The 20,481-nt window shown below is 73.0% G+C and carries 22 protein-coding genes; 11 read left to right on the forward strand and 11 right to left on the reverse strand.

The window, feature by feature from the left end; translation table 11 throughout:
* Positions 1-282: 282 nt before the first annotated feature.
* Complete coding sequence (locus ACIQWR_RS10110) at positions 283-723, forward strand: VOC family protein (protein WP_404006443.1); 441 nt, start codon at positions 283-285, stop codon at positions 721-723.
* 9 nt (positions 724-732) lie between these two features.
* On the opposite strand, the gene ACIQWR_RS10115 is transcribed toward ACIQWR_RS10110, so the two are convergent.
* Both ACIQWR_RS10115 and ACIQWR_RS10120 read right to left on the reverse strand, forming a co-directional pair.
* The gene (locus tag ACIQWR_RS10115; protein WP_404006445.1) at positions 733-1,536 is read right to left on the reverse strand and encodes a HEAT repeat domain-containing protein; all 804 of its coding nucleotides are present in this window, start codon (positions 1,534-1,536) and stop codon (positions 733-735) included.
* Positions 1,537-1,592: 56 nt separating this feature from the next.
* Positions 1,593-2,399 (reverse strand): SDR family NAD(P)-dependent oxidoreductase, encoded by an 807-nt coding sequence (locus tag ACIQWR_RS10120; RefSeq protein WP_404006447.1) that lies wholly within the window; start codon positions 2,397-2,399, stop codon positions 1,593-1,595.
* Positions 2,400-2,620: 221 nt separating this feature from the next.
* Between ACIQWR_RS10120 and ACIQWR_RS10125 the strand changes: the two genes are divergently transcribed.
* Positions 2,621-2,851: a cold shock domain-containing protein gene (locus ACIQWR_RS10125; protein ID WP_404006449.1), complete on the forward strand. Its 231-nt coding sequence runs from the start codon at positions 2,621-2,623 to the stop codon at positions 2,849-2,851.
* A gap of 20 nt (positions 2,852-2,871) precedes the next feature.
* Here the strand turns inward: ACIQWR_RS10125 and ACIQWR_RS10130 are convergent, their stop codons facing one another.
* Positions 2,872-3,675, reverse strand: a complete 804-nt coding sequence (locus ACIQWR_RS10130) for a DUF6585 family protein (RefSeq protein ID WP_404006451.1) — start codon at positions 3,673-3,675, stop codon at positions 2,872-2,874.
* A 163-nt stretch (positions 3,676-3,838) separates the two neighbouring features.
* Positions 3,839-4,600: a class I SAM-dependent methyltransferase gene (locus tag ACIQWR_RS10135; protein ID WP_404006453.1), complete on the reverse strand. Its 762-nt coding sequence runs from the start codon at positions 4,598-4,600 to the stop codon at positions 3,839-3,841.
* 212 nt (positions 4,601-4,812) lie between these two features.
* On the opposite strand from ACIQWR_RS10135, the gene ACIQWR_RS10140 reads away from it, so the two are divergent.
* A complete protein-coding gene (locus tag ACIQWR_RS10140; protein ID WP_404006455.1) occupies positions 4,813-7,134 on the forward strand; it encodes a family 20 glycosylhydrolase in 2,322 nt (773 codons plus the stop codon).
* Between the two features lie 259 nt (positions 7,135-7,393).
* On the opposite strand, the gene ACIQWR_RS10145 is transcribed toward ACIQWR_RS10140, so the two are convergent.
* From ACIQWR_RS10145 to ACIQWR_RS10160, 4 genes are all read right to left on the reverse strand, one after another.
* Entirely contained in the window at positions 7,394-8,617 is a 1,224-nt protein-coding gene (locus ACIQWR_RS10145; RefSeq protein ID WP_404006457.1) for an MAB_1171c family putative transporter, read from the reverse strand.
* Positions 8,614-9,816 (reverse strand): MAB_1171c family putative transporter, encoded by a 1,203-nt coding sequence (locus ACIQWR_RS10150; RefSeq protein ID WP_404006459.1) that lies wholly within the window; start codon positions 9,814-9,816, stop codon positions 8,614-8,616. The genes ACIQWR_RS10145 and ACIQWR_RS10150 overlap by 4 nt, the downstream gene beginning before the upstream one ends.
* Positions 9,816-10,379, reverse strand: a complete 564-nt coding sequence (locus tag ACIQWR_RS10155; protein ID WP_404006461.1) for a toxin-antitoxin system, toxin component — start codon at positions 10,377-10,379, stop codon at positions 9,816-9,818. The genes ACIQWR_RS10150 and ACIQWR_RS10155 overlap by 1 nt, the downstream gene beginning before the upstream one ends.
* A 135-nt stretch (positions 10,380-10,514) precedes the next feature.
* Positions 10,515-11,099 carry a helix-turn-helix domain-containing protein gene (locus tag ACIQWR_RS10160; RefSeq protein WP_404006463.1) on the reverse strand — a complete coding sequence of 195 codons (585 nt, stop codon included), beginning with the start codon at positions 11,097-11,099 and terminating at the stop codon, positions 10,515-10,517.
* A gap of 199 nt (positions 11,100-11,298) precedes the next feature.
* Here ACIQWR_RS10160 and ACIQWR_RS10165 point away from each other — a divergent pair, with 199 nt between their 5' ends.
* From ACIQWR_RS10165 to ACIQWR_RS10185, 5 genes are all read left to right on the forward strand, one after another.
* Entirely contained in the window at positions 11,299-11,808 is a 510-nt protein-coding gene (locus tag ACIQWR_RS10165) for a helix-turn-helix domain-containing protein (RefSeq protein ID WP_404006465.1), read from the forward strand.
* Positions 11,801-12,166 (forward strand): DUF4180 domain-containing protein, encoded by a 366-nt coding sequence (locus tag ACIQWR_RS10170; protein WP_404006467.1) that lies wholly within the window; start codon positions 11,801-11,803, stop codon positions 12,164-12,166. The genes ACIQWR_RS10165 and ACIQWR_RS10170 overlap by 8 nt, the downstream gene beginning before the upstream one ends.
* A 28-nt stretch (positions 12,167-12,194) precedes the next feature.
* Positions 12,195-13,331, forward strand: a complete 1,137-nt coding sequence (locus ACIQWR_RS10175) for a PP2C family protein-serine/threonine phosphatase (RefSeq protein ID WP_404006469.1) — start codon at positions 12,195-12,197, stop codon at positions 13,329-13,331.
* Between the two features lie 115 nt (positions 13,332-13,446).
* Positions 13,447-14,223 (forward strand): S1 family peptidase, encoded by a 777-nt coding sequence (locus ACIQWR_RS10180; protein WP_404006471.1) that lies wholly within the window; start codon positions 13,447-13,449, stop codon positions 14,221-14,223.
* 73 nt (positions 14,224-14,296) lie between these two features.
* Complete coding sequence (locus tag ACIQWR_RS10185) at positions 14,297-15,397, forward strand: M20 family metallopeptidase (RefSeq protein ID WP_404006473.1); 1,101 nt, start codon at positions 14,297-14,299, stop codon at positions 15,395-15,397.
* Between the two features lie 165 nt (positions 15,398-15,562).
* Here ACIQWR_RS10185 and ACIQWR_RS10190 read toward each other — a convergent pair whose 3' ends face one another.
* The gene (locus tag ACIQWR_RS10190; protein WP_404006475.1) at positions 15,563-16,291 is read right to left on the reverse strand and encodes a ribonuclease H; all 729 of its coding nucleotides are present in this window, start codon (positions 16,289-16,291) and stop codon (positions 15,563-15,565) included.
* A 181-nt stretch (positions 16,292-16,472) separates the two neighbouring features.
* On the opposite strand from ACIQWR_RS10190, the gene ACIQWR_RS10195 reads away from it, so the two are divergent.
* Both ACIQWR_RS10195 and ACIQWR_RS10200 read left to right on the forward strand, forming a co-directional pair.
* Positions 16,473-18,044 (forward strand): alpha/beta hydrolase, encoded by a 1,572-nt coding sequence (locus tag ACIQWR_RS10195; protein ID WP_404006477.1) that lies wholly within the window; start codon positions 16,473-16,475, stop codon positions 18,042-18,044.
* The gene (locus ACIQWR_RS10200; protein ID WP_404006478.1) at positions 18,041-18,301 is read left to right on the forward strand and encodes a hypothetical protein; all 261 of its coding nucleotides are present in this window, start codon (positions 18,041-18,043) and stop codon (positions 18,299-18,301) included. Before ACIQWR_RS10195 ends, ACIQWR_RS10200 begins: the two co-directional genes overlap by 4 nt.
* Before the next feature lie 19 nt (positions 18,302-18,320).
* On the opposite strand, the gene ACIQWR_RS10205 is transcribed toward ACIQWR_RS10200, so the two are convergent.
* Positions 18,321-19,022 (reverse strand): esterase/lipase family protein, encoded by a 702-nt coding sequence (locus tag ACIQWR_RS10205; RefSeq protein ID WP_404006480.1) that lies wholly within the window; start codon positions 19,020-19,022, stop codon positions 18,321-18,323.
* Between the two features lie 75 nt (positions 19,023-19,097).
* Positions 19,098-19,958, reverse strand: coding sequence for an ammonia-dependent NAD(+) synthetase (gene nadE / locus ACIQWR_RS10210; protein ID WP_404006482.1), 861 nt, complete (start codon positions 19,956-19,958; stop codon positions 19,098-19,100).
* Between the two features lie 307 nt (positions 19,959-20,265).
* On the opposite strand from nadE, the gene ACIQWR_RS10215 reads away from it, so the two are divergent.
* Positions 20,266-20,460 (forward strand): thiazolylpeptide-type bacteriocin, encoded by a 195-nt coding sequence (locus tag ACIQWR_RS10215; protein ID WP_399257441.1) that lies wholly within the window; start codon positions 20,266-20,268, stop codon positions 20,458-20,460.
* Positions 20,461-20,481 lie beyond the last annotated feature (21 nt).

Genomic DNA, 20,481 nt, shown 5'->3' on the forward strand with positions numbered 1-20,481 from the left:
CGCACCCCGGCAAGCTCCCCAGCCCTCATACAACCAGCGAACTACCAGACACCCGACCTGACAAGACCCGCTAACAAAGCACTACTAGGGAGTGTCTGACGGATGTCCGTGGCGTCGCGGCGCCCGGCACGCACTCTCGCCGCACCGACCGAAAGCCCGAGTACGTCCAGTACGCGGGCTCCCGGTCGGCACGCCGAGAGCACGCACCGGACACCGCTCCTTCCCCACGCACATCCGTCAGACACCCCCTAGCCGTCGGTGGCCGCCCCTATCCTCGGGCGCATGACCCTTCTGCGCATGGACAACGTCGCCATCGTCGTCGACGACCTCGACGCCGCCGTCGCCTTCTTCACCGAGCTCGGCATGGAGCTGGAGGGCAGGATGCCGATCGAAGGGAGCTGGGCGGGACGGATCGTCGGGCTCGACGACATGCGGTCCGAGATCGCGATGATGCGGATCCCGGGCGCCCCGGGCCGGCTCGAACTGACGAAGTACCACAGCCCGGAGGCGATCGCCCCCGAGCGGGAGGCCACCCCGGCGAACACGCTGGGCCTGCACCGCGTCATGTTCGCCGTCGACGACATCGAGGACACCCTCGCCCGCCTCCGGCCGCTCGGCGCCGAACTCATCGGTGAGGTCACGCGCTTCGAGGACAGCTACCTGCTCTGCTACCTCCGCGGGCCGGGCGCGATCGTGCTCGCGCTGGCCGAACAGCTGAGCTGAGGAGGGGGCTCAGCGCCCCTCGCGCGCCTCCTGCACCGCCTCCCGGACCGCCGCTTCGGGGTCGTCGGCGAGGGCGTCCAGCAGCTCGGTGACCCCGGGCGTGGACCAGCGGGACACGGCCCACACCAACTCCTCGCGCACCGTGGGATCGGGGTGCGCGGCCAGCCGGCCCACCTGGGCGAGCGGACCCCGCCGGCGCATCCCGAGCCACTCCAGGGCGTCCCGCAGCGCGGCCGGGTCCCCCGGGTCACCGGCCGCCGCGATCCGGGCGAGCAGGACCGGGGTGGGCGGCGGCGGAGCGTCCGACGGGAGCGGGAGCCGCTCGCGCAGGCGCCGTGACCCGTACTGGCCCCGGCCCTGGCACCCGACGCAGGTACAGGGGCGCACCCCGTGCGCGTCCGGCACGTACCGCCAGCCCGCCACCTGCGGCGCCGTGCGCACCCGGTGCACCGCGCCCGACCGGATCGCCCCGGGGACGAAGACCTCCCACCCGCGCGGGTCCTCCAGCGCCGCGATCCGCCGCACCGCCTCCGCCGCGGTGACCGCGGCCTGCGTCCCGCCCGCCCGGTCCCGGTAGTGCCCGACCAGCACGTCCTGGGCGTCGTCCAACCGCACGTGGACGGCCACGAGCCCGCCCCGGGTGCCGAATCGGGCCAGCTCGCGCAGCCACTGGTGGGTGAGGGTGTACGACGGCAGCACCGGGAAGCAGAAGACGCCCCGCCGGCCGCCCTGTCCGTAGCTCACCGCCCGGACCCCGGAGCGCCGGATGCGCGGCGCGTTCGCCGCCGAGGTCAGGTGCACGAACATCGCCATGGCACGGGATCCTAGGCCTCGCGCTCGGCGCCCTCCCGCGCGGGTCCCGGCACGGGTCAGCCGGTGGCCGTCGAGGGCATGATGCGGCCGACCGAGGTGACCATCTGCCGTCGGGTCAGGAGGCGGCCGCCGAGGGCCATCAGCCGGTTGAGGCCACCGGGTATGACGCTGGGCGGCGGGTTGCGGCGGTCGAGGGTGCGCAGCGCCGTGCGGACGACCGCTCCGGCGCTCTGGACGCGGGTGCCGCCGCTCACCCCGTCCGTGCCGAGGACGTCGAAGAATTCGGTGCGGGTCGCTCCGGGGCACAGGGCCAGCACGCGCAGCCCGGTGCCCCGGGATTCGTGCCAGAGGGCCTCGGTGAAGCTCAGGACGAAGGCCTTGCTCGCGCCGTACACCGCCATCCCGGGTACGGGCTGGTAGGCGGCCGTGCTCGCGACGTTGACGAGGACGCCCTTGCCGTGGGCGCGCAGCCGGTCCACGAAGGCCCCGCTGATGCCGACCACCGCGCCGACGTTCACCGCGATCTCCTGGCGCAGCCGCTCCGGGTCCCCGCGGTGGAGGGGGCCGAAGGTGCCGAAGCCGGCATTGTTGATCACGCTGGTGACGGTCAGCCCGCGCCGGTCCAGCTCCTGCGAGAGCAGTTCTCCGGCCCGGTCCACGCCGAGGTCCATGGGGACGGGGACGACCGCGACCCCGTGCGCCGCCGCCAGCTCCGCCGCCAGCCGCACCAGGCGCTCCTCCCTGCGGGCGACCAGCACGAGGTCGGAGCCGCGCTCGGCCAGGCGGCGGGCGAACTCCTCCCCCAGGCCCGAGCTCGCTCCGGTGATCAGCGTCGTCTGGCCCCGGTAGTCGACCGCGTTCATGGCGCTCCTCCTGGATGCGTGGTGGCGCTCACCGTACGGGGCGGGGCGCGGCGCTCGACGGCCGGCCCGACCCGCGGGGGAGCGCCCGTACGTACGGCGGCCTCACCCGACTGCGCCGCCCGGCGCGCGGCCCCCGCCCGTACCGCCCACAGTGGACGGCACGCACCGCCCCGGGCACCGCCCCGGGCACGCGGCCGCGGCTCCGACGCGAAGGAGGCTGCATGGACGACACGTGCGAGGAGCCGGGCGGGGCCCGGGTCAAGGGGTTCGTCCAGTCCTTCAACCGCGACCACGGCTACGGCTTCCTCGTCCCCTACGGGGCCCGGGACGCGATATACGTCGAGCGTGCGGACATCGAGTGCGGTGCCCCGACCCTGTCCGAGGAGCAACAGGTCAGCTTCACCATCGAGTTCGCCGCCGGGCGCTTCGTCGCCAAGCACGTCCAGCCCTGAGTCCGCGGCGCCGGAGCGCGCTACCGGCGCCGCAGCTCGTCCACGATGGTCAGGAAGACCAGCAGGTTGGGCACCTTAGGGGCCTTGGGGGCCGCCCACGCCTTGGTCAGGCCGGTCCGCCAGACGCAGACCATGCCGCCGCGGGCGGCGACCTCGCTGACCTCCGCCCAGGGCAACGTCCCGTGGGACTCGTGCGTGACGCCGGCGCGGGACAGCGCGAGCGGGCCGAATCGGACCGTCCCGCCCTCGCGCACCAGCTTCCACACCTTGTCGACCTGGGTGCGGGCGACGGCTTCCGCGAGCAACGGGCCCCAGGTGACCGAGCCCGCGTAGAGGTCGGTGATCCGCACCTGCTCGCCGCCCGGCGCGACCACCACGGAGACGTGGGAGCGCCCGACCGGCGTCCGCGTGCCCTTGTAGTCGATCACCTCCTGGACGGTCTCCTGGTAGAGCACGGCCCGCTCCCAGCGGGCCGCGAACAGCGCGCTACCGCCCTTGTCGACGATCAGCCCGTGCTCGTAGAGGTGCAACCGTTTGGCGGCCAGGCCCCTGCGGAACAGCGGGCTGTTGGCGACCGCCACCGCGGCCAGCACACCGATCCACAGGGGGTACATCGCGACCTTCCAGTCCACCTCCAGCCAGAGGAGGACCCCACCGCCCAACAGCGCGGCGATGCCGACCAGCGAGCCGATGACGAACCAGATCCGGTACTTGCCCCGGACGCCGATCTCGCTCTCGGGCCGGAAGGTGTGCTCCAGGGCGCCGAGCCGGTGGCGCACGGCGAGGGCCTCAGCTGCTCGGGAGGGCGACGTCGGGACGGTCATGCGCAGCCTCGGCTCCACGGTCACGGCGACCCCGCAAGGCCACCTGAACGGTGCGGAGTTGACCGGACGACACGGCGCCGCCGCCGCACGTACGACCCCAGCAGCCAACACCACGATCAAGGCCCGGGCAAGCCCTCCCGGCCCCCGGTCGCCGCGCCGCCGGTCAGCGCGCCCGGGCCGTGGTGACCACCAGCGGCGGCGCGGCCCGCTCCGCCGACCACGGGCGGCTGTGGGCGAGATCGGGGTCGGCGACGAGCAGCGCCTCGGCCACCGTCGGGTGGTGGTGCGCGACGCCCTCGAACCCGGCGCGTTCGAGCAGCGGCGGGAGCACGTCGACGGGCCATGCCCGGTTGGGCATCTCCTGCCAGGTGCCGTCCGTGCGCAGGAGCCGTACGGTCACCCGCTCGCCGGGGCCGTAGACCGCGCCCGGCTCCCCGATGCGCAGCGAGGCGTACTCCGTGCCCGCGCACGCGGGGTCGGTCGCCAGCAGCACGAACAGGCCGCCCGGCCGCAGCAGCCGACGGACCTCGCCGAACACCGAGAGCAGGGCCGCCTCATCCGGCAGCGAGGCCAGCACGTGGTTGCACATCACCGCGTCGGCGCAGCCGTCCGCGAGGCCCACCGCCCGCCCGTCCTCGACCAGGTGGTACTCCGCGACCGCGCTGCCCGCGGCCCGGGCCAGCTCCAGCATCTGCGGGGAGGTGTCCACGCCGAGCACCCGGGCCCCGAGCACCCGGGCGGCGTGCGCCGCGACGGTGCCGGGCCCGCAGCCGTAGTCCACCAGGACGTGCCCGGCGCCGATCCGCTCGGCCAGGGACCGGAAGACGAAGGGGTACCCCAGCAGCCAGTCCGTGGCCGCCACCACGGAGGCGAAGGCCCGCGCCCCCTCCGGCCCGGACCACGCGGCGCGTTCTCTGTCGCTCACAGCACCCACTATCGGGCCGGGACCACCGGGCGCACGGGTTACGACACGGCGGGGCGTGCGCCGGGGACCGGGGACCGGGCGGGCGTCGACGATCGTGCGCGATCGTGCGCGCAACCAGCCCACTTCGAGCACCTATTGACATGAACGCGGCACTGCGCTGCACTTTGCCCGCCACACGCACTCCCCTTCCCACCCACCGTTCGGGGACTTCCATGCGTCTGCTCAGACTCCTGATCGCCGCCGTGCTGGCCCTGGCCGCACTCGCCGTACCCGCGATCGCCGCTCCCACGACCGCCGCTCCGGCCGCCCCGGCCGCCGCCGGGCCGCCCCAGACGATTCCGGCGCTGCGCCAGTGGACGGCCGGCTCCGGCGCCTACACCTTCACCGGCACCAGCCGGATCGTCGTCGATCCCGCCTCCGCCGACCGGCTCCTCGACGAGGCGCAGACCCTGGCGGAGGATCTGGGGGCCCTCGCGGGGCGTCCGGTGACCGTCGTCACGGGCACGGCCTCCACCGGTGACATCGCGCTCGCGCTCGGGGACGCCACACTGCCCGCCGAGGGCTACCGGATGACCGTCGCGGCGACCCTCTCCCTACGGGCCGGGACCGACGCCGGCGCCTTCTACGGCACGCGCAGCGTGCTCCAGCTGCTGCACCGGTCCACCTCGATCCCCGCCGGAACCGCGGTGGACTGGCCGTCCAAGGCCGAGCGCGGCCTGATGATCGACCAGGGCCGGAAGTTCTTCACCGTGGAGTGGGTCGCGCAGCACATCAAGGAGTTGGCCTACCTCAAGCTCAACTACTTCCACTTCCACCTGTCGGACACCTTCGGCTTCCGGCTGGAGAGCGCCACGCACCCCGAGATCGTCTCCGCCGACCACTACTCCAAGCAGGACCTCGCCGACCTGATCGCGCTCGGGCGGAAGTACCACGTCACGATCGTGCCGGAGATCGACACCCCGGGGCACATGAACCCGATCCTGGCCGCCCACCCCGAGTTGAAGCTCAAGAGCAGCTCGGGCGCGGTCAGCGCCGACTTCATCGACCTGTCGCTGCCCGCCTCGTACGCCCTGATCAAGGACCTGGTCGACGAGTACCTGCCGCTCTTCCCGGCCGCCTACTGGCACATCGGCGCCGACGAGTACGTCACCGACTACGGCAAGTACCCCCAGCTGCTCAGCTACGCCCGCGCCCACTACGGCGCGGGCGCGACCGCGAAGGACACCTACTACGGGTTCGTGAACTGGGCCGACGACCTGGTGCGGGCCGGCGGCAAGACCACCCGGATGTGGAACGACGGCATCAAGTCCGGGGACGGCACGATCGCCCCGCACCCGGGCATCCTCGTCGAGTACTGGTACAGCTACGGGCTCACGCCCCAGCAGTTGGCCGCGGCCGGGCACCAGGTCGCCAACGAGTCCTGGACGCCGACCTACTACGTGCTCGGTGGCGCCAAGCCCGACACCAAGTGGATGTACGAGACCTGGACCCCCGACCGCTTCGAGGGCGGCGCCACCCTCACCGACCCCGCGAAGAACCCCGGTTCGCTGCTCCACGTGTGGTGCGACAACCCGGGCGCCGAGACGGAGGCCCAGATCGCCGCGGGCATCGCCAACCCCCTGCGGGCCCTCGCCCAGCAGACCTGGGGGTCACCGAAGCCGGTGGGCGACTACGCCTCCTTCACCACGGTCATCGGGGCGATCGGGCACAACCCCGCCTGGCCCGGGCTCGCCCAGCCGGGGAACCTCGCCCGCAACCGCCCCACCACCGCCTCCAGCACCGAGACGGCGAACTTCCCGGCGGCCACCGCGACCGACGGTGACCCCGCCACCCGCTGGTCGAGCGCCCACGCCGACCCGCAGTGGCTCCAGGTCGACCTGGGCTCCACCCAGGCCGTCGACCGGGTGGTGCTGCGCTGGGAGGCGGCGTACGGCAAGGCGTTCCAGATCCAGCTCTCCGACGACGGCGCGACCTGGCGCACCGCGTACACGACGACCAGCGGCGCCGGCGGGGTCCAGGACCTCGGCGGCCTCTCCGGGTCGGGCCGCTACATCCGGATGTACGGGACCCAGCGCGGCACCGCCTACGGGTACTCCCTGTACGAGTTCGAGGTGTACGGGGGTCAGCTGGGCGGGACCCGGACCCTGACCGCCGCCGGGCGGGCCCTCGACGACCCGGCGAGCTCCACCGCCTCCGGCACCCGGCTGATCACCTGGACCCCGCACGGCGGCCCCAACCAGCAGTGGCAACTGGCGCCGGGCGGCGACGGGACCTACACGTTGACCAACGTCCTCTCGCACCTCTGCGCGGACGTGGAGGGCGGATCCACCGGCGCCGGCGCGGCCGTGGTCCAGGCCACCTGCACGGGCGGCGACGGCCAGCGCTGGCTGTTCACCGCGCTCGGCGGCGGCGACTACTCGGTGGCCAACCGGAAGAGCGCACTGCTCCTCACCACCGCTTCCACCGCGGACGGCTCCCCCGTCACCCAACAACCGTCCGGCGGGACCGGCATCCAACGGTGGCAGCTCGCCTGACGGCAACCCTACCAACGATCGTTTCTCTGGACGAACCGATTAACCCCCGGTTCAGACCTTGGGGGAACAGCCCCCTCCACTGGTCAAGTACCTGACCAGTGGGGGTTTTAGGGCCCCAAGGCACGACGAATCCGCCCGTGCCGGACGCGGTGAGTCCGAAAGGTCAAATTCAAGGATCGTTTCGCTTGCACAATCGATCATTGACATGTTCTAGTGGCCACGAAGCCCGGGGAGGAAGTCCTCGCCGGGTCGGAGACGGCTAGCGTTGCGGCACCGGTATATCGGGGGTGTGCCGCAGCGCAGCCGCTTCTCGGAAGGACCGGACGACGTCCGAGCACAGCGCGCGGGACATCCGCACCAGACCGGAGGGATCGTCGGGAGAGACCAGTACGGAGCGGTGGTTCTGCCGCAGCGGGTCCGACCCCTCGGGCAGCGGGACGCGACGGGCCCACACCACGACCGCGTCGACGAGCGCGGCCGCGTCGGCGGTGGCCTCGGCCTCTTCGGCGCAGCCGGCCGTTTCGCGCGCGCGGAGCAGGGCGCGGGCGCGCAGTTCCGCGTCCAGGTAGGGGCTGACCGTGAGGATCCCGTCGTGGATGTCGGCTTCCAGCTGGGTGACGCGCAGTTCGATGGAGGCACGGGGGCCTTCGGCGAGCTCGCGCGTGTGCTGGGTGGCCGCGCTCAGCTCCTTCCAGAGCGGCCGCAGCTGACGGAACCGGCGCCACTGGTCCCAGTGGGTCGAGCACCGCTGCCAGGCCAGCGGCAGCACGAACCCGCCGCCGATCAGGATCACGGACAGCGAGGCGACCACGGGGGCGACCCCGGCGCTGAGGTAGTCCCGGTCGTGACCGAGCCAGCGGGAGACGATCGCGGTGAACTTCAGCCCGTCGTAGGCCAGGTTGAAGAGGTGCCCGATGCAGATGAGGATCAGTCCGGCGCGCAGCGCGCCGTGCACCTGCCGCGCCCACACCCAGCACAGGGCCGTCACGATGATGCCGTTCGCCGTGTGGGCCAGCAGGTAGAGCAGGAGCATCTCGCGGATGTAGGGCGTGGACGCGTAATAGGTGTCCATGTCGGTGAGCCGCTCCACCGGAGCGTCGCCCAGCACGAACAGGACGTTGATCGTGACGACGACCACCGCGGTCACCCGGTAGCAGCGGCGCGTCCACCGGGCCGCCCAGGCGGCCTTCTCCGGCCCGGCGTTCCACCGGATGATCAGGACGATGCTCGCCCCGCAGAACGCGGTCAGCAGGGAGTAGACGAGCGGTGCGGCGGCGTTCGCGATGCCGGTGAAACGGTTGATCGCCACGAGCGAGGGCAGGGCGGTGGCGAAGTCCACGCAGACCGCCAGGGCGAGCACCGCGCAGACGGACCGCAGCAGTTCGTTGCGCGGGTCGCGCCACAGCGCGGGGAGCCGGAGCAGCAGGATGACGACCAGGAAGGCGCCCGGTATGTAGAAATCGAGGCCTTGCGAGCGCATCATCGTGCGACCTTCCGTGCGGGTGCGGGGGGCCGGACGGGCCCGGTGGTCACCGTCCGGCGGGAGAGCACCCCATAGTGCCGGGCCACCCGCGCGATTTCGTCGCCGCCCCCTCCCAGGAGGAGGGAGACCGCTTCGAACCCGGCGCCGCGGTCGGCCCCCTCCGCGGGGTCCGGTCCCTCCCGTTTGGCCGCGATGGCGGCGGCGATCATGGTAGCGGCCCCGGCGGCCCGGGCCGGCCCGGGCTCCTCCCCCGCGCGCAGGGCCGCCGCGCGCCCCTGCGTCATGAGCTCCGGATCGCAGTGCGGGGCGAGGGCGATCAGCTGGTCGTGGACGTCCGTCTCCCGGTACGCGAGCCGGTCGTCCAGCGACGGCCGGCGCAGCGTCAGCGTCAGGTCCGGCTCCCGGGCGACCTCGCGCAGGTCGCGCCAGAGCGGAGCCAACTCCCGGTAGCGCCTCCAGGTGTTCCGGAAGGCGTCGACCCGCTCGCCCTGCGGGAGGAGGAACCCGGCAGCGCAGAGCAGGGACCCGAGACCCGCGGCGGGCGGGGCGAGGTCACTGCTCAGGTAGTCGAGGTCGACGCCCGACCAGCGGGCACCGAGCGCCACCGCCTTGGCGATCCCGAAGGCGGCGCCGAGCCCGAAACCGGCGACCAGGCAGCTCAGTCCGGCCCGGAGCCAGCCCTCGGCCTCGCTCAGCCACCGGCGGCAGGTACGGGTGAGCGTGGCGTAGATCGCGGTGTGCCAGAGCAGGTAGAGGACGATCATTTCGCGGATGCCCGGGGCGGAGGCGTAGTAGGTGTCCAGGTCGCGCACCCGCTCGCTCGGCGCGTCCCCGGAGGCGAACAGCGCCGAGATGGACACGATGACGAACGCGCCGCCCCACAACCAGCCGCGGACCTGGCGCCGGACCTCCTCGCCGAACCCGCTGCGCCAGTAGGTCAGGAGCACCATCGCCATGGTGCTGCACGCGCTGAGGAGCGAGTAGACGAGCGGTGCCGAGATGTTGTCGACGCCCGTGGTCCGGTTGACGAAGCGGATGGTGGAGGGGGCCGCGAAGAAGAACCCCGCGCCGATCAGGAAGGTCAGCGCGGCGACTCCGCGCACCATGGGGTTGCGCCACCTGCGGGTCAGGTTCGGCAGTTTGGCGAGGAAGACCAGGGCGAGCACCACGGCCGGTATGTAGTAGTCCGCATTGGCCATCAGTCCTCAGAGCCTCCGAGGGAGGACTGGATCCGCTGCCCGGGGCCGTTGAGGGGGCGCTGGCCGGCATGGGGCTCCACGTGGCGGCGCAGCCGGCTGCCGAACCGGCGTCCGAACGCCTCCGCCTCGGCCTCGTCGCCGGGCACGGCGTGCGTGCGCGCGGCGACGCTGAGGATGGCCTGGTCGAGCGGGCCGGGGCCGAGGACGTCCACCAGCAGCCGGGTCGCGGCCTGCGAACCGTGTTCGTGGGTGCCGCAGTGGCCGCGCACCATGTGCCAGATCTCGTGCCCCAGGATGACCAGGGAGTGGAAGGGGCTGGTGCTGCGCACGACGACGATGACGTCCTCGTGCTCGCGGTCCAGCCACAGCCCGGACAGGCCGGGCGGGAAGTTGCGCCGCAGCACCCGCACGGGGCGGCCGCGCATCTCGGTGAGGTAGCCGGCCACCCTCTTGAACAGCTCGTCCACATCGACCGGGGCCGGCCCGCGCAGCGCGGCGTCCAGCTCGCCGCACAGCTTCGCCATCTCCTCCTCGAGCTGGTGCTGCCGACGCCTGTTGCGCAAGATCCCCACCCGGAAAACCCCTCGAAAAGCACACCGCTCGGGCGCGGTGTGCGGTGCCCTCTCCCCGTGCCCGCGCCGAGTGGCGGAGCCGATCCCACGTACTGCCTCCGCGCGCGATACCCCGCGCGCAGCGCCTCAGGCGTCCAGCTGGTCCTCTTCGATCGAGTTGATCAGGGCCTGCATCACGGCGCGCGTCTTGGGCGATGTGCCCCGCAGGGCGAATCCGTTGAGCTGGTTCTTGCGCTTGAAGTCCTGGAGCTCGGCCAGCTGGCGCGACTGCTCCTCCTCCAGCTTCTCCCGCAGGGCCCGGTCCAGGGCCTGGGAGGGGGTGGCCGTCAGGAAGCCGCGGGGCACCTGGAAGAAGTCCTCGATCCGGGCGGCGTGCTCCAGCGAGGGCGCCTTCTCCCCGCGCAGGAAACGGCCGAACCACTGCGGCGTCAGACCGGCCCCGTGCGCGATCTCGGCCTGCGTGTACGACCGGCCCGCCGGGCCGAGCCGGGTCCGGCGCAGGAATTCGAGCCGCTGGGTGACCTGCTGGAGGAAGTCGCTCTCGGGCAGCGGGCGCCGGTGCAGGCCCGCCACCACCACGGACTCGGGCAGACCGGTGCTCCGGGCCAGCGGCTCCGGGTCGAGGGTCACGGCCCAATCCAGCTCCGCTTCCTCGATCAGCCCCTCGAGAAGCGCCAGGCTCTTCAGGTGAGGGCTTTCCTCGTCGGTCACGTTCACTCCTGGCTGGCTTGCTTGTCCCGTACGCGTAGCGGCCGACGGGCAGCGCCCGTACCGCCTCGTCACTGAATCAGATCAGCGATCGGTTCTACAACCGAAACGATCGTTGAATTCACCGCCCCACCCCTCCTCATCGCTCCCTATCAGTACTCATCTTCCATAAATACAGTTGTTTGCAGTACGATCCAGTCCCATGGAGAGTGCTGAACGCGAGCTGTATTCGGTGGGCGAGGTCGCCGAGCGCCTGGGGCTCCATGTGCGGACCGTCCGGAACTACGTGCGCGACGGGCGGCTCAAAGCCGTCCGGATCGGCAAGCAGTACCGGATCAGCCGAGAGGACTTCGAGGCGCTGACCCGGCTTCCGCTCACCGACCCGGATCCGGCAGCGGCACCGGCGCCGAAGCCGGTCACGGCCCCGCGCGGACACCTGGAGGTGTCCAGCATCGTGCTGGTCGAGCCGATCGGCCCGGAGGGGGCCGGCCGGCTGAGCACCCTGGTCACCGCCGCCGTGCAGGGACCGCGGGACACCCCGGAAGCACTGCGCGTCCAGACCGTCTACGACAAGGAGCGAGCCCGTATGAAGATCGTGATCCTCGGCGGTGCGGTCGACACCGCCGATCTGCTGCACCTGATCGACGGCGCCCTGGAACCGGACAACGGCCTGTTCCTCTCCGGCGCCCGGCAGGGGGCCCACCGTGCCTGACCGCCTCGTGACCCACCACGGCGTACCGGTCCTCGTCTGCGCCGCCGACGGCCCTCCGATCGCCACCGAGCAGGACGCCCTCGACCACCTCATCGGCGCCGCCTACCAGCACGCGCCGGACGTGGTCGCGGTCCCGGCGCAGCGGTTCGACGACGCCTTCTTCGACCTCAGCAGCGGGGTCGCGGGAGCGATCCTGCAGAAATTCGTGAGCTACCGGCTCCGCCTGGTCGTCGTCGGGGACATCGCGCACCACCTGCGGGCGAGCAAGGCCCTGCCGGACCTGGTCCGCGAGTCGAACCGGGGCACCCACGCCTGGTTCGTCGACGACCTCGACGCGCTGGCGGACCGACTCGCGTGAGTCGCCTCCCCCGGTGTATGCAGGAGCCATGGGTCATCGGCTGCGCCACCCGGGGCGGGGCGGGGGCCGGGAACCGCGCTTGGCGCTGCTGCCGGTTCCCTTCGTCCTGATCGCCCTCGTCACCGTGGTCGACATCCTGGCTCCGCCGGGTGTCCACCTCGGCCCGTTCCTGGTCGCCGCACCCGCGCTGGCCGCTTCCTTCACCGGGCCCCGGATGACCGGGTTCGTCGGCGCCGTGGCGGTGCTGGCCCAGGCCGTGGTGGCCGTCGTACGGACCAACCTGACCGATCTGAACCACACCATCCAGATCATCGCGCTGGTGTTGATCTCGGTGTTCGTCACCCTCTTCGCCCATCTGCGCGAGGTCCGCGAACGCCAGCTCACCCAGCTGCGCTCGGTGGCCGAGGCGGCGCAGCGGGTCGTCCTGCGGCCCCTGCGCGAACGGATGGGCCCGCTCCGGCTCGCCTCCGTGTACCTCGCCGCCGAGGCCGAGGCGCAGATCGGCGGGGACCTGTACGCCGCCGCGCGCACCCCCGACGGCACCCGGCTGATCATCGGTGACGTCCGGGGCAAGGGGTTGGCGGCCGTCGGGGACGCCGCCCTGGTCCTCGGCGCCTTCCGGGCCGCCGCCCACCAGGAGCCCGACCTGCCGGGGCTGGTCGCCCATTTGGAGGCCGCCGTCGCCCCGGACCCGTACGACGACGGCCACGACGGCGACGCACACGGGGAGCCCCCCGAGCACGACGGGCACCGCGAGCAGTTCACCACGGCGGCCGTGCTCGACGTCCCGGACCGGGAGACGACCCTGTACCTCGTCAGCTGCGGGCACCCGCCGCCCCTGCTGCTGCGCGGCGGGAAGGTCCTCCCGCTGGAGGTGGACCACCCCGCTCCGCCCCTGGGCCTCACCGAGTTCGCGGACGGCGGCTTCGTCGTGCAGTCGTTCTCCTTCGAGCCCGGGGACGTCGTGCTCCTCTACACCGACGGGGTCATCGAGGCCCGGGACGCGCGCGGCGCCTTCTACCCGCTGGCGGACCGGGTCGCCGACCGGGTCGGCGACGGCCCGGAAGCCCTGCTGCGCCACCTGTGCGCGGACCTGCTCGCCCACTCCCCCGGCGGGCACCTGGGCGACGACGCGGCGATGGTGGCCATCGAGCGGCTCGGCTGACGTTTCCGGCCATTTCGCCGCCGCCGCGGAACCCCGCCACCGGTGCCCCCATCCTCCTGCACGACATCGACGCCGCGCGCCCCCAGGGTCGCGCACCGCGCCCCGGGGGGATCACATGCTCAGGTTCGACAGGCGTACCGCAGCCGCCGCGTTCACCGCTTCCGTACTCGCCGCGGCCGGACTCGCGGCCACCGCGGCTCCGGCCGCGGCCGTCCACGGCGGGCAGAACGCGACGGTGACGGACCACCCGTACGCCATGCTCATCGAGACCGCGGACGGACAGCCGTTCTGCGGCGGCACGCTCGTGGCCCCCACCAAGGTGCTGACGGCGGCGCACTGCGTCAAGGACGCCCCCGCACCGCTCGACCTGCTGGTCGTCGGCGGGCGCACGACGGTCGCGAGCACCAAGGGCACGGTCCGCCACGTCGCCTCGGTCAAGGTCCACCCGAAGTTCGAACAGGGCACGCTGACCTACGACGCGGCGGTCATCACCCTCTCCGCACCGATGCCGTACGCCGCCCTGCCGGTGGCGGGCCCGAAGGACTCCGCCCTCTACGCCTTCGGCACGAGCGCGAAGACGGCGGGCTGGGGCCGCACCGCCACCAACACCCCCGCCACGCGGCTGAAGTCGGCCACCTTGACCCTGGCTCCGCTCACCGGCTGCGCACCTTTCGCCGAACCCGGCGAGTCCGACGCCCTCAAGGTGTGCGGGCTGCCCCGCGCCGGTACGCACGACAGCATCTGCCGCGGCGATTCCGGCGGCCCCCTCGTCGCCGGGGGGAAGGTGATCGGCATCGTCTCCACCGGGAACAAGTACTGCGACGACCAGTACCCGGTGTCCGTCTACACCAAGGTCAGCGCGATCGCGGCGGGCCTGGGCCTGCCCACCTGAGCGGGCACGGCCCGACGGCCCGCCCCGTGGACAGGCGCTCCCGCGGCGCGGCGCGGCGGATACCCTTGCCCGCATGACGATGCCCAAGACCGTCCCCGTGAGCGTCGACGCCATGCTCGAAGACCTTCGGACACTCGTCGAGACCGAATCCCCGTCGCGCGAGCGCGACGCCCTGAGCAACTCCGCCAAGGTCGTCGCCGCCGTCATCGAGAGCCGCCTCGGCGGGCAGGCCGTGCTCGTCGAGAGCGAGGCCGGGCCGCACGTCCACTGGTCCGCGGGCGGCGATCCCAAGGTGCTGGTCCTCGGCCACCACGACACGGTGTTCCCGCTCGGCACCCTGGAGCGCCGCCCGTTCGCGGTCGCCGACGGCCGCGCGACCGGCCCCGGGGTCTTCGACATGCTCGGCGGACTGGTGCAGGCCGTCCACGGCCTCGCGGCCCTCGACGACCGGTCGGGCGTCGAGATCCTGGTGACCGCGGACGAAGAGGTCGGCTCCCACACCTCCCGGTCCCTCATCGAGGAGCGCGCCCTCGCCTGCGGCGCCGTCCTCGTCTTCGAGGGCGCCGCCGACGGCGGGGCCCTCAAGACCGGGCGCAAGGGGTGCGGCACCTTCCAGGTGGCGATCACGGGCCGCGCCTCGCACGCGGGCCTGGAGCCCGAGGCCGGAGTCAACGCCCTCGTCGAAGCCGCGTACCAGGTCCTGGACATCGCGGCGCTCGGCCGCCCCGAGCTCGGCACCACCGTCACGCCGACCGTCGCGTCCGCGGGCACCTTGGACAACGTCGTCCCCGCCGGGGCGACCGTGATCGTCGACGTCCGCGTCGAGTCCGCCGACGAGACCGAGCGCGTGGAGTCCGCCTTCGCGGCGCTGTCCCCGCACCTCGCCGGCGCGCGGATCGAGGTGCAGGGGTCCATCGGCCGTCCCCCGATGCCCGAATCGGCGTCGACGTCCCTCTTCGCGCTGGCCCGGCGGCTCCTGCCGCACCTGGAGGGCAAGGCGGTCGGCGGCGGCAGCGACGGCAACTTCACGGCCGCGCTCGGGGTGCCCACCCTCGACGGGCTCGGCGCAGTCGGCGGCGGCGCCCACGCCGACCACGAGTACCTGTTGGTCGACGCCATGACCGAGCGGGCGAACCTCGTCACCGAACTGGTGCGGGCGATCCAGCACGCGTAGCGGGGCCGCGGGACCGCGCGGCGGGCACCCCGTAACCCCCTCGCGATCCGCTCGTTGAACGGGCAGGTCAAGCGAAGAGCACGGAGTCCCGGCCCCCAGGGTCCGGGACTTCGTGCTGTCCTGGCAGAACGGCAGCGGGCGACCTGGGCGCGGGCGGGCGCGCGGTCAGGCGGGCACGTCGGCGGGGGCCGCGGCGGCGCAGTCCGCGTGGCCCCAGCGCGCCCCGAGCTTGGCGATCATGTCGCCGGCCGCGTAGGGCTTGCCGCACGGGCAACTGCCGGGGAACTTCGCCTTGATGGCGCGGCCGCCCTTGCCCGACGCCGCGCCTGACGCCGCGCCCGACGCCGCGGTCCGCTTCTCCGGGGCCGCCGACTTCTGCCGCGCCGGTCCGCTGCGGGCCGGCGCCGGCACCGGGACGGTCTCGCTGCCGAGCGCCGTCCCGGCCGCCTGCTGCGTCACGGCGGCGTCACTGGCGGCCTGGTCGGCGATCGCGTTGAGGTGATCGCCGTCCTCGCGGTGGGCGGGGACGTAGCGGAACTCCACGTCCCGGTCGGTCAGCAGCACGTCGATGCTCTCGACCAGTTCGCGGTTGGCCACCGGCTTCCCCGCCGCCGTCTTCCAGCCGTTGCGCTTCCAGGCGGGCAGCCATTGCGTCACGGCCTTCATCGCGTACTGCGAGTCCATCCGTACCTCGATGGACGTGCCCGGCGCCACGGCCTCCAGGAGCCGCTGGAGGGCGGTGAGTTCACCGACGTTGTTGGTGGCGCGGCCGAGCGCGCCGGACTCCCAGCGCTCCGGACGGCCCGCGGAGTCCGCGATGACCCAGGCCCACCCGGCAGGCCCGGGATTCCCCTTCGCCGCCCCGTCGCAGGCGGCAATGATGCGATCTGACATCCCCCGATCATGCCCCACCGGTCCCGGTATCCCGGCATCGGCGGACGGCCCGGTCGGCCGGGCCCCGGCCCTCGGGGTGGCACTACTGCCACCTCCAACCCTGGCAGCAGTGGTATCGAAGCCGGGGTGGCCCGCGGGCGAGGATCGGAAGCGACCGAGATCGTCCGACGGGGAGTACCACATGCACCTGTTCAGCAGGAAGAGGAAGACCGCGCGCCGGGCCGGAGCGGCCGCCGCCTGCGCACTGCTCGCCGCCGCCGCGCTGCCCGCGGCGGCCGCGAACGCGGCCCCCGGAGCGGGCCCGTCCACCGGGCCCTCCGCCACGGCCCCGCCCGTGCCGGAGCGCTACCGCGCCCAGCGCCTCGACTGGCACCCCTGTGCCTCGGGTCCGCTGGAGTGCGCCACGATGGCCGTGCCGCGGGACTGGTACCACCCGGACGCCGGGCCGAACCTGAGCATCGAGGTGTCCCGGCACCGCGCGACGGACCCCGCGAAGCGCCGCGGCGTCCTGATGGTGGCGGCGGGCGGGCCGGGTTCCTCCGGGCTGGGCCGCCCCGCGGGGCTGGCCGCGTACGGGCCGAAGCTGGCGGCGGCGTACGACATCGTCGGCTTCGACCAGCGGGGCGTGGGCGCCAGTACCCGGGTGGTCTGCTCCGACCAGGACGGGGTGGACGCGCTCTTCACCAGCGGCGACCTGCGCGACCGGTCCCCGCGGGCCCTCGCCCGCACCGTGGAACGCGCCCGCGCCTTCGTCCGGGACTGCGAGCGCAACTCGGGCGGACTGCTGCCTTACATCACCACCGACCAGGCCGTGCACGACATGGACCTGTACCGGGCGCTGCTGGGCGAGGACCGGATCTCCTACTTCGGGCCGTCGTACGCGACCGTCCTCGGGGCGTACTACGCGACCGAGTTCCCCCGCCGGGTGGACCGGGTCGTGCTCGACAGCAACGTCGACTTCACCAGCACCTGGCAGGCCTTCCAACTGGGCCAGCCGGCGAGCTTCCAGCGCCGCTACGAGCAGGACTTCCTCCCCTGGCTGGCGGCGAACGACGCCACCTACCACCAGGGGAGCACCCCGGCCGCCGCGCAGGCCTCCTACGAACGGCTGCGGGCCGCCCTGAGCGAGCACCCGCTCGACATCGAGGGGACGGTGGTCACCGCCAACCACCTCGACGTGGCGGCGAGCGACGCGATGTACAACGCCGCCGGCCGCTTCGCGTCCTTCGCCTCGCTGCTCGGCGTCCTCGAACACCCGGAGCAGGCGCCGGCGCCGGCGCGGACCGCGGTGGCCGCCCGGCTGAAGCACCTCATGGGGGCTCCGTTCGTCGCCGACTACTTCGCCGTGACCTGTGCGGACACCCCGTGGAACAGGGACGGGCGGTTCTGGCTGGCGCAGAGCGGCGCGGCGACCCGCGACGCCCCGCTGGTCGGGGCCCGCGCGCTGACCTTCGCCTCGATCTGTGCGAACTGGCCCCGGACCGCGACGCCGCGGGTCAAGGTGACCGGCGCGGGGCTGCCGCCGGTGTTGATGCTCAACTCGACGAACGACCCGGCGACCTACTACGAGGCGGCCGTGCGCGCCCATCGCGGGCTGGCCGGTTCCCGGCTGGTGACGGTCGACGGGGGCGACCACGGCCAGTACCAGAACGGCAACGCCTGCGTCGACGCGCACGTCGAGGCCTACCTGTTGGACGGCGCCCTGCCGGCCGAGGACACCCGCTGCGCGGGCAACCCGGCTGGTACCGCTTGAGCGGGAGTGACGCACGGACCGGAGCCGGGGGGTGGCGAGCCGGGGTCAGGGCCGGGAGCGCGCCGGTCAGGGACGGCCGGCGGATCCGGACGCTCGGTCAGTGGAGGACGGTCGGATACAAGGAGGTCGCCGGCTTCAAGGGTGAGTACGTCTCCTGGCAGATCAACCGGAAGTTCCGCCACGACGACAGGATCTGCGTGGTCTTCGAAGGCCTGCGGGAACGGCCGTGCGTGACCCTGCGCGACGCGTCCCGGTAGCACCGGACGACCGGCCGCGTCAGCCGGCTCGCAGTCCGCCGATGTGGTCCCTCACCGCCGTGTACACCCCCGCGTCACCCGGGAAGGCGCCGTGTTGCAGGCACGGGGTCCGCGTGTTCACCGCGCCCGCGAGGGCGACGCTGCTGTCGGGATTGATGACCCCGTCGCAGGAGGACCACCACGTGGCGTAGCGGGTGGCTCCGGGCGTTTCGTCCCCCTTGTTGAGCGCGGCGAGGAAGGCGGAGCCGGGGCGCATCTCGACGCAGGAGTCCTGACCGCACCAGCGGGCGGTGTCGGTGCCGTGGTTGGGGCCCGCCAAGGACACCCACGCGTCGACCTTGGCATCGCCGCCGAGGTTCTTGAGGTAGTAGCGGGACGACAGCGCGCCCATGGAATGGCTGACGAGATCCACCTTCATCGCCCCGGTCGTCCGAAGGACACGGTCGATGACCTCGGCGAGCTGCTGGGCGGTGCCGGCGTTGGAGCCGGACGTGGGGTACGTCCACTGGACCAGGCGATCCGCGGGCCAGCCGTCCGCCCGGAACCGGCCGGCCATGGTGTTCCAGGTCGCACCGTCACTGTTCCAGCCGTGCACGAAGACCACGGGGTCGGGTACGGCCGGTGCCGGGGCGGGCGCGGCGGGACGAGCGGCGGCCGGGGCGGCGAAGGTGGCCAGAGCGAGTACGACCGCCGGGACGACGCGGAGCGCGGGTGAGTGCATGGCCCGTTTGTAGCGGCCCCGACCCACCCGCCTAGGGCAGCAGCCCGCCCCACTCACCCGTCCGGCGGCGGGACTTCACACCGGAAACGTTTCGGCGCCTCGCCACCAGTCGTCGAGCGGGGTGACCGGGACGGTCCGCTTGTGCCGGGTCGCGAGGAAGATCGACTCCAGCTTCGCCGCCACCTCCGGGGCGACGTCCGCGCCCTCCAGGTAGTCGTCGATCTGCGCGTACGTGAGGCCGAGCGCCACCTCGTCGGGCAGCGCGGGCCGGTCGTCCTCCAGGTCGGCGGTCGGCACCTTCTCCCATGAGCTGGGCGGTGCGCCCAATTCCTGGAGCAGGGCCACTCCCTGACGCTTGGTCAGCCCGGTCAGCGGGGTCACGTCGACACCGCCGTCGCCGAACTTGGTGAAGAAGCCGGTGACCGCCTCGGCCGCGTGGTCGGTGCCCACCACGAGCATGCCCAGCTGTCCGGCGATCGAGTACTGGATCACCATGCGCTCGCGGGCCTTGATGTTGCCGCGCACGAAGTCCCGCAGCACGGTCTCCTCGCCCAGCAGCTCGCGCAGGCCGGTGGCCGCCTCGACGGCGACGGCGTCCGCGCTCGGCTTGACGTTCACGGCGATCGACCGGTCGGGCCGGATGAATCCGAGCGCGATCTGCGCGTCGTGCTCGTCCGCCTGGACGCCGTAGGGCAGCCGCACCGCGACGAAGGTGGCCTCGTGCCCCTCCGCGCGCAGCTCCTCGGCCGCCAGCTGGCAGAGCCGACCGGCGAGCGTACTGTCCTGGCCGCCGCTGATCCCGAGGACGAAGCCCTTGGCCGGGGTCGACCTCAGGTAGTCCTTGAGGAAGTCGACCCGCTGCCGGATTTCGACTTTCGGCACGACGGCCGCCTTGACACCGAGCTCGACGCGGATCTGCTCCCGTAGGTTCACCATCCACGTACTGTACTGGCCGGAATCGAGCCGGAGAAAACCGGTCGCCCCGGCCCCCCGCGGCCGCCCGGCGCCCGGCCCGCCCGGGGGCCGGAGGCAGAGGCCGCGTGCAGCGCCGCTGGAGCCGGTGGCCGCGCGGCCGGTACTCAGCGGCGTGTCGGCCAACTCCGTTGATTTCGGCTTGAGTTACGCCGGAAGAGCGCAAATCGCGCGCTGCGCGCCGAACGCCCCCGGAGCTACGGTTGCGCTCGCTCGTCCCCCACCAACGGGACGGCGGTTACCAGCCAACCCCACCACCCTGGGAGTTCTCATGGCAGACATCAACGCGGCCACCACCTTCGAGGCCACCGACCTGGACCTCGGCGGAATCACCGTCACCACGATGCGCGACACGGCGGGCGTATCGGCCTTCTCGGCCAACACGTCCACCTCCGGCTGCGGGTTCCCCGGAGCCTCCTCCTGCGCGTGCGTCCAGCATCCGCAGGTGCTCCCCAGCGTCGCCTGAGGCCGTTCCGCCGGCGTCCGA

The organism is Streptomyces sp. NPDC098789, from assembly GCF_044759975.1.
In the GTDB taxonomy this organism is placed as follows: Bacteria; Actinomycetota; Actinomycetes; order Streptomycetales; family Streptomycetaceae; genus Streptomyces.

Excerpts from the sequence above, each read along its gene's own strand:
- ACIQWR_RS10150 (WP_404006459.1), bottom strand. The coding sequence starts at position 9,816 with ATGGCCAATGCGGACTACTACATACCGGCCGTGGTGCTCGCCCTGGTC.
- ACIQWR_RS10175 (WP_404006469.1), top strand. The coding sequence starts at position 12,195 with ATGGGTCATCGGCTGCGCCACCCGGGGCGGGGCGGGGGCCGGGAACCG.
- ACIQWR_RS10165 (WP_404006465.1), top strand. The coding sequence starts at position 11,299 with ATGGAGAGTGCTGAACGCGAGCTGTATTCGGTGGGCGAGGTCGCCGAG.
- ACIQWR_RS10120 (WP_404006447.1), bottom strand. The coding sequence starts at position 2,399 with ATGAACGCGGTCGACTACCGGGGCCAGACGACGCTGATCACCGGAGCG.
- ACIQWR_RS10205 (WP_404006480.1), bottom strand. The coding sequence starts at position 19,022 with ATGCACTCACCCGCGCTCCGCGTCGTCCCGGCGGTCGTACTCGCTCTG.
- ACIQWR_RS10130 (WP_404006451.1), bottom strand. The coding sequence starts at position 3,675 with ATGACCGTCCCGACGTCGCCCTCCCGAGCAGCTGAGGCCCTCGCCGTG.
- ACIQWR_RS10115 (WP_404006445.1), bottom strand. The coding sequence starts at position 1,536 with ATGGCGATGTTCGTGCACCTGACCTCGGCGGCGAACGCGCCGCGCATC.
- ACIQWR_RS10215 (WP_399257441.1), top strand. The coding sequence starts at position 20,266 with ATGGCAGACATCAACGCGGCCACCACCTTCGAGGCCACCGACCTGGAC.
- ACIQWR_RS10125 (WP_404006449.1), top strand. The coding sequence starts at position 2,621 with ATGGACGACACGTGCGAGGAGCCGGGCGGGGCCCGGGTCAAGGGGTTC.
- ACIQWR_RS10140 (WP_404006455.1), top strand. The coding sequence starts at position 4,813 with ATGCGTCTGCTCAGACTCCTGATCGCCGCCGTGCTGGCCCTGGCCGCA.
- ACIQWR_RS10195 (WP_404006477.1), top strand. The coding sequence starts at position 16,473 with ATGCACCTGTTCAGCAGGAAGAGGAAGACCGCGCGCCGGGCCGGAGCG.
- ACIQWR_RS10110 (WP_404006443.1), top strand. The coding sequence starts at position 283 with ATGACCCTTCTGCGCATGGACAACGTCGCCATCGTCGTCGACGACCTC.
- ACIQWR_RS10180 (WP_404006471.1), top strand. The coding sequence starts at position 13,447 with ATGCTCAGGTTCGACAGGCGTACCGCAGCCGCCGCGTTCACCGCTTCC.
- ACIQWR_RS10185 (WP_404006473.1), top strand. The coding sequence starts at position 14,297 with ATGACGATGCCCAAGACCGTCCCCGTGAGCGTCGACGCCATGCTCGAA.
- nadE (WP_404006482.1), bottom strand. The coding sequence starts at position 19,958 with ATGGTGAACCTACGGGAGCAGATCCGCGTCGAGCTCGGTGTCAAGGCG.
- ACIQWR_RS10190 (WP_404006475.1), bottom strand. The coding sequence starts at position 16,291 with ATGTCAGATCGCATCATTGCCGCCTGCGACGGGGCGGCGAAGGGGAAT.
- ACIQWR_RS10145 (WP_404006457.1), bottom strand. The coding sequence starts at position 8,617 with ATGATGCGCTCGCAAGGCCTCGATTTCTACATACCGGGCGCCTTCCTG.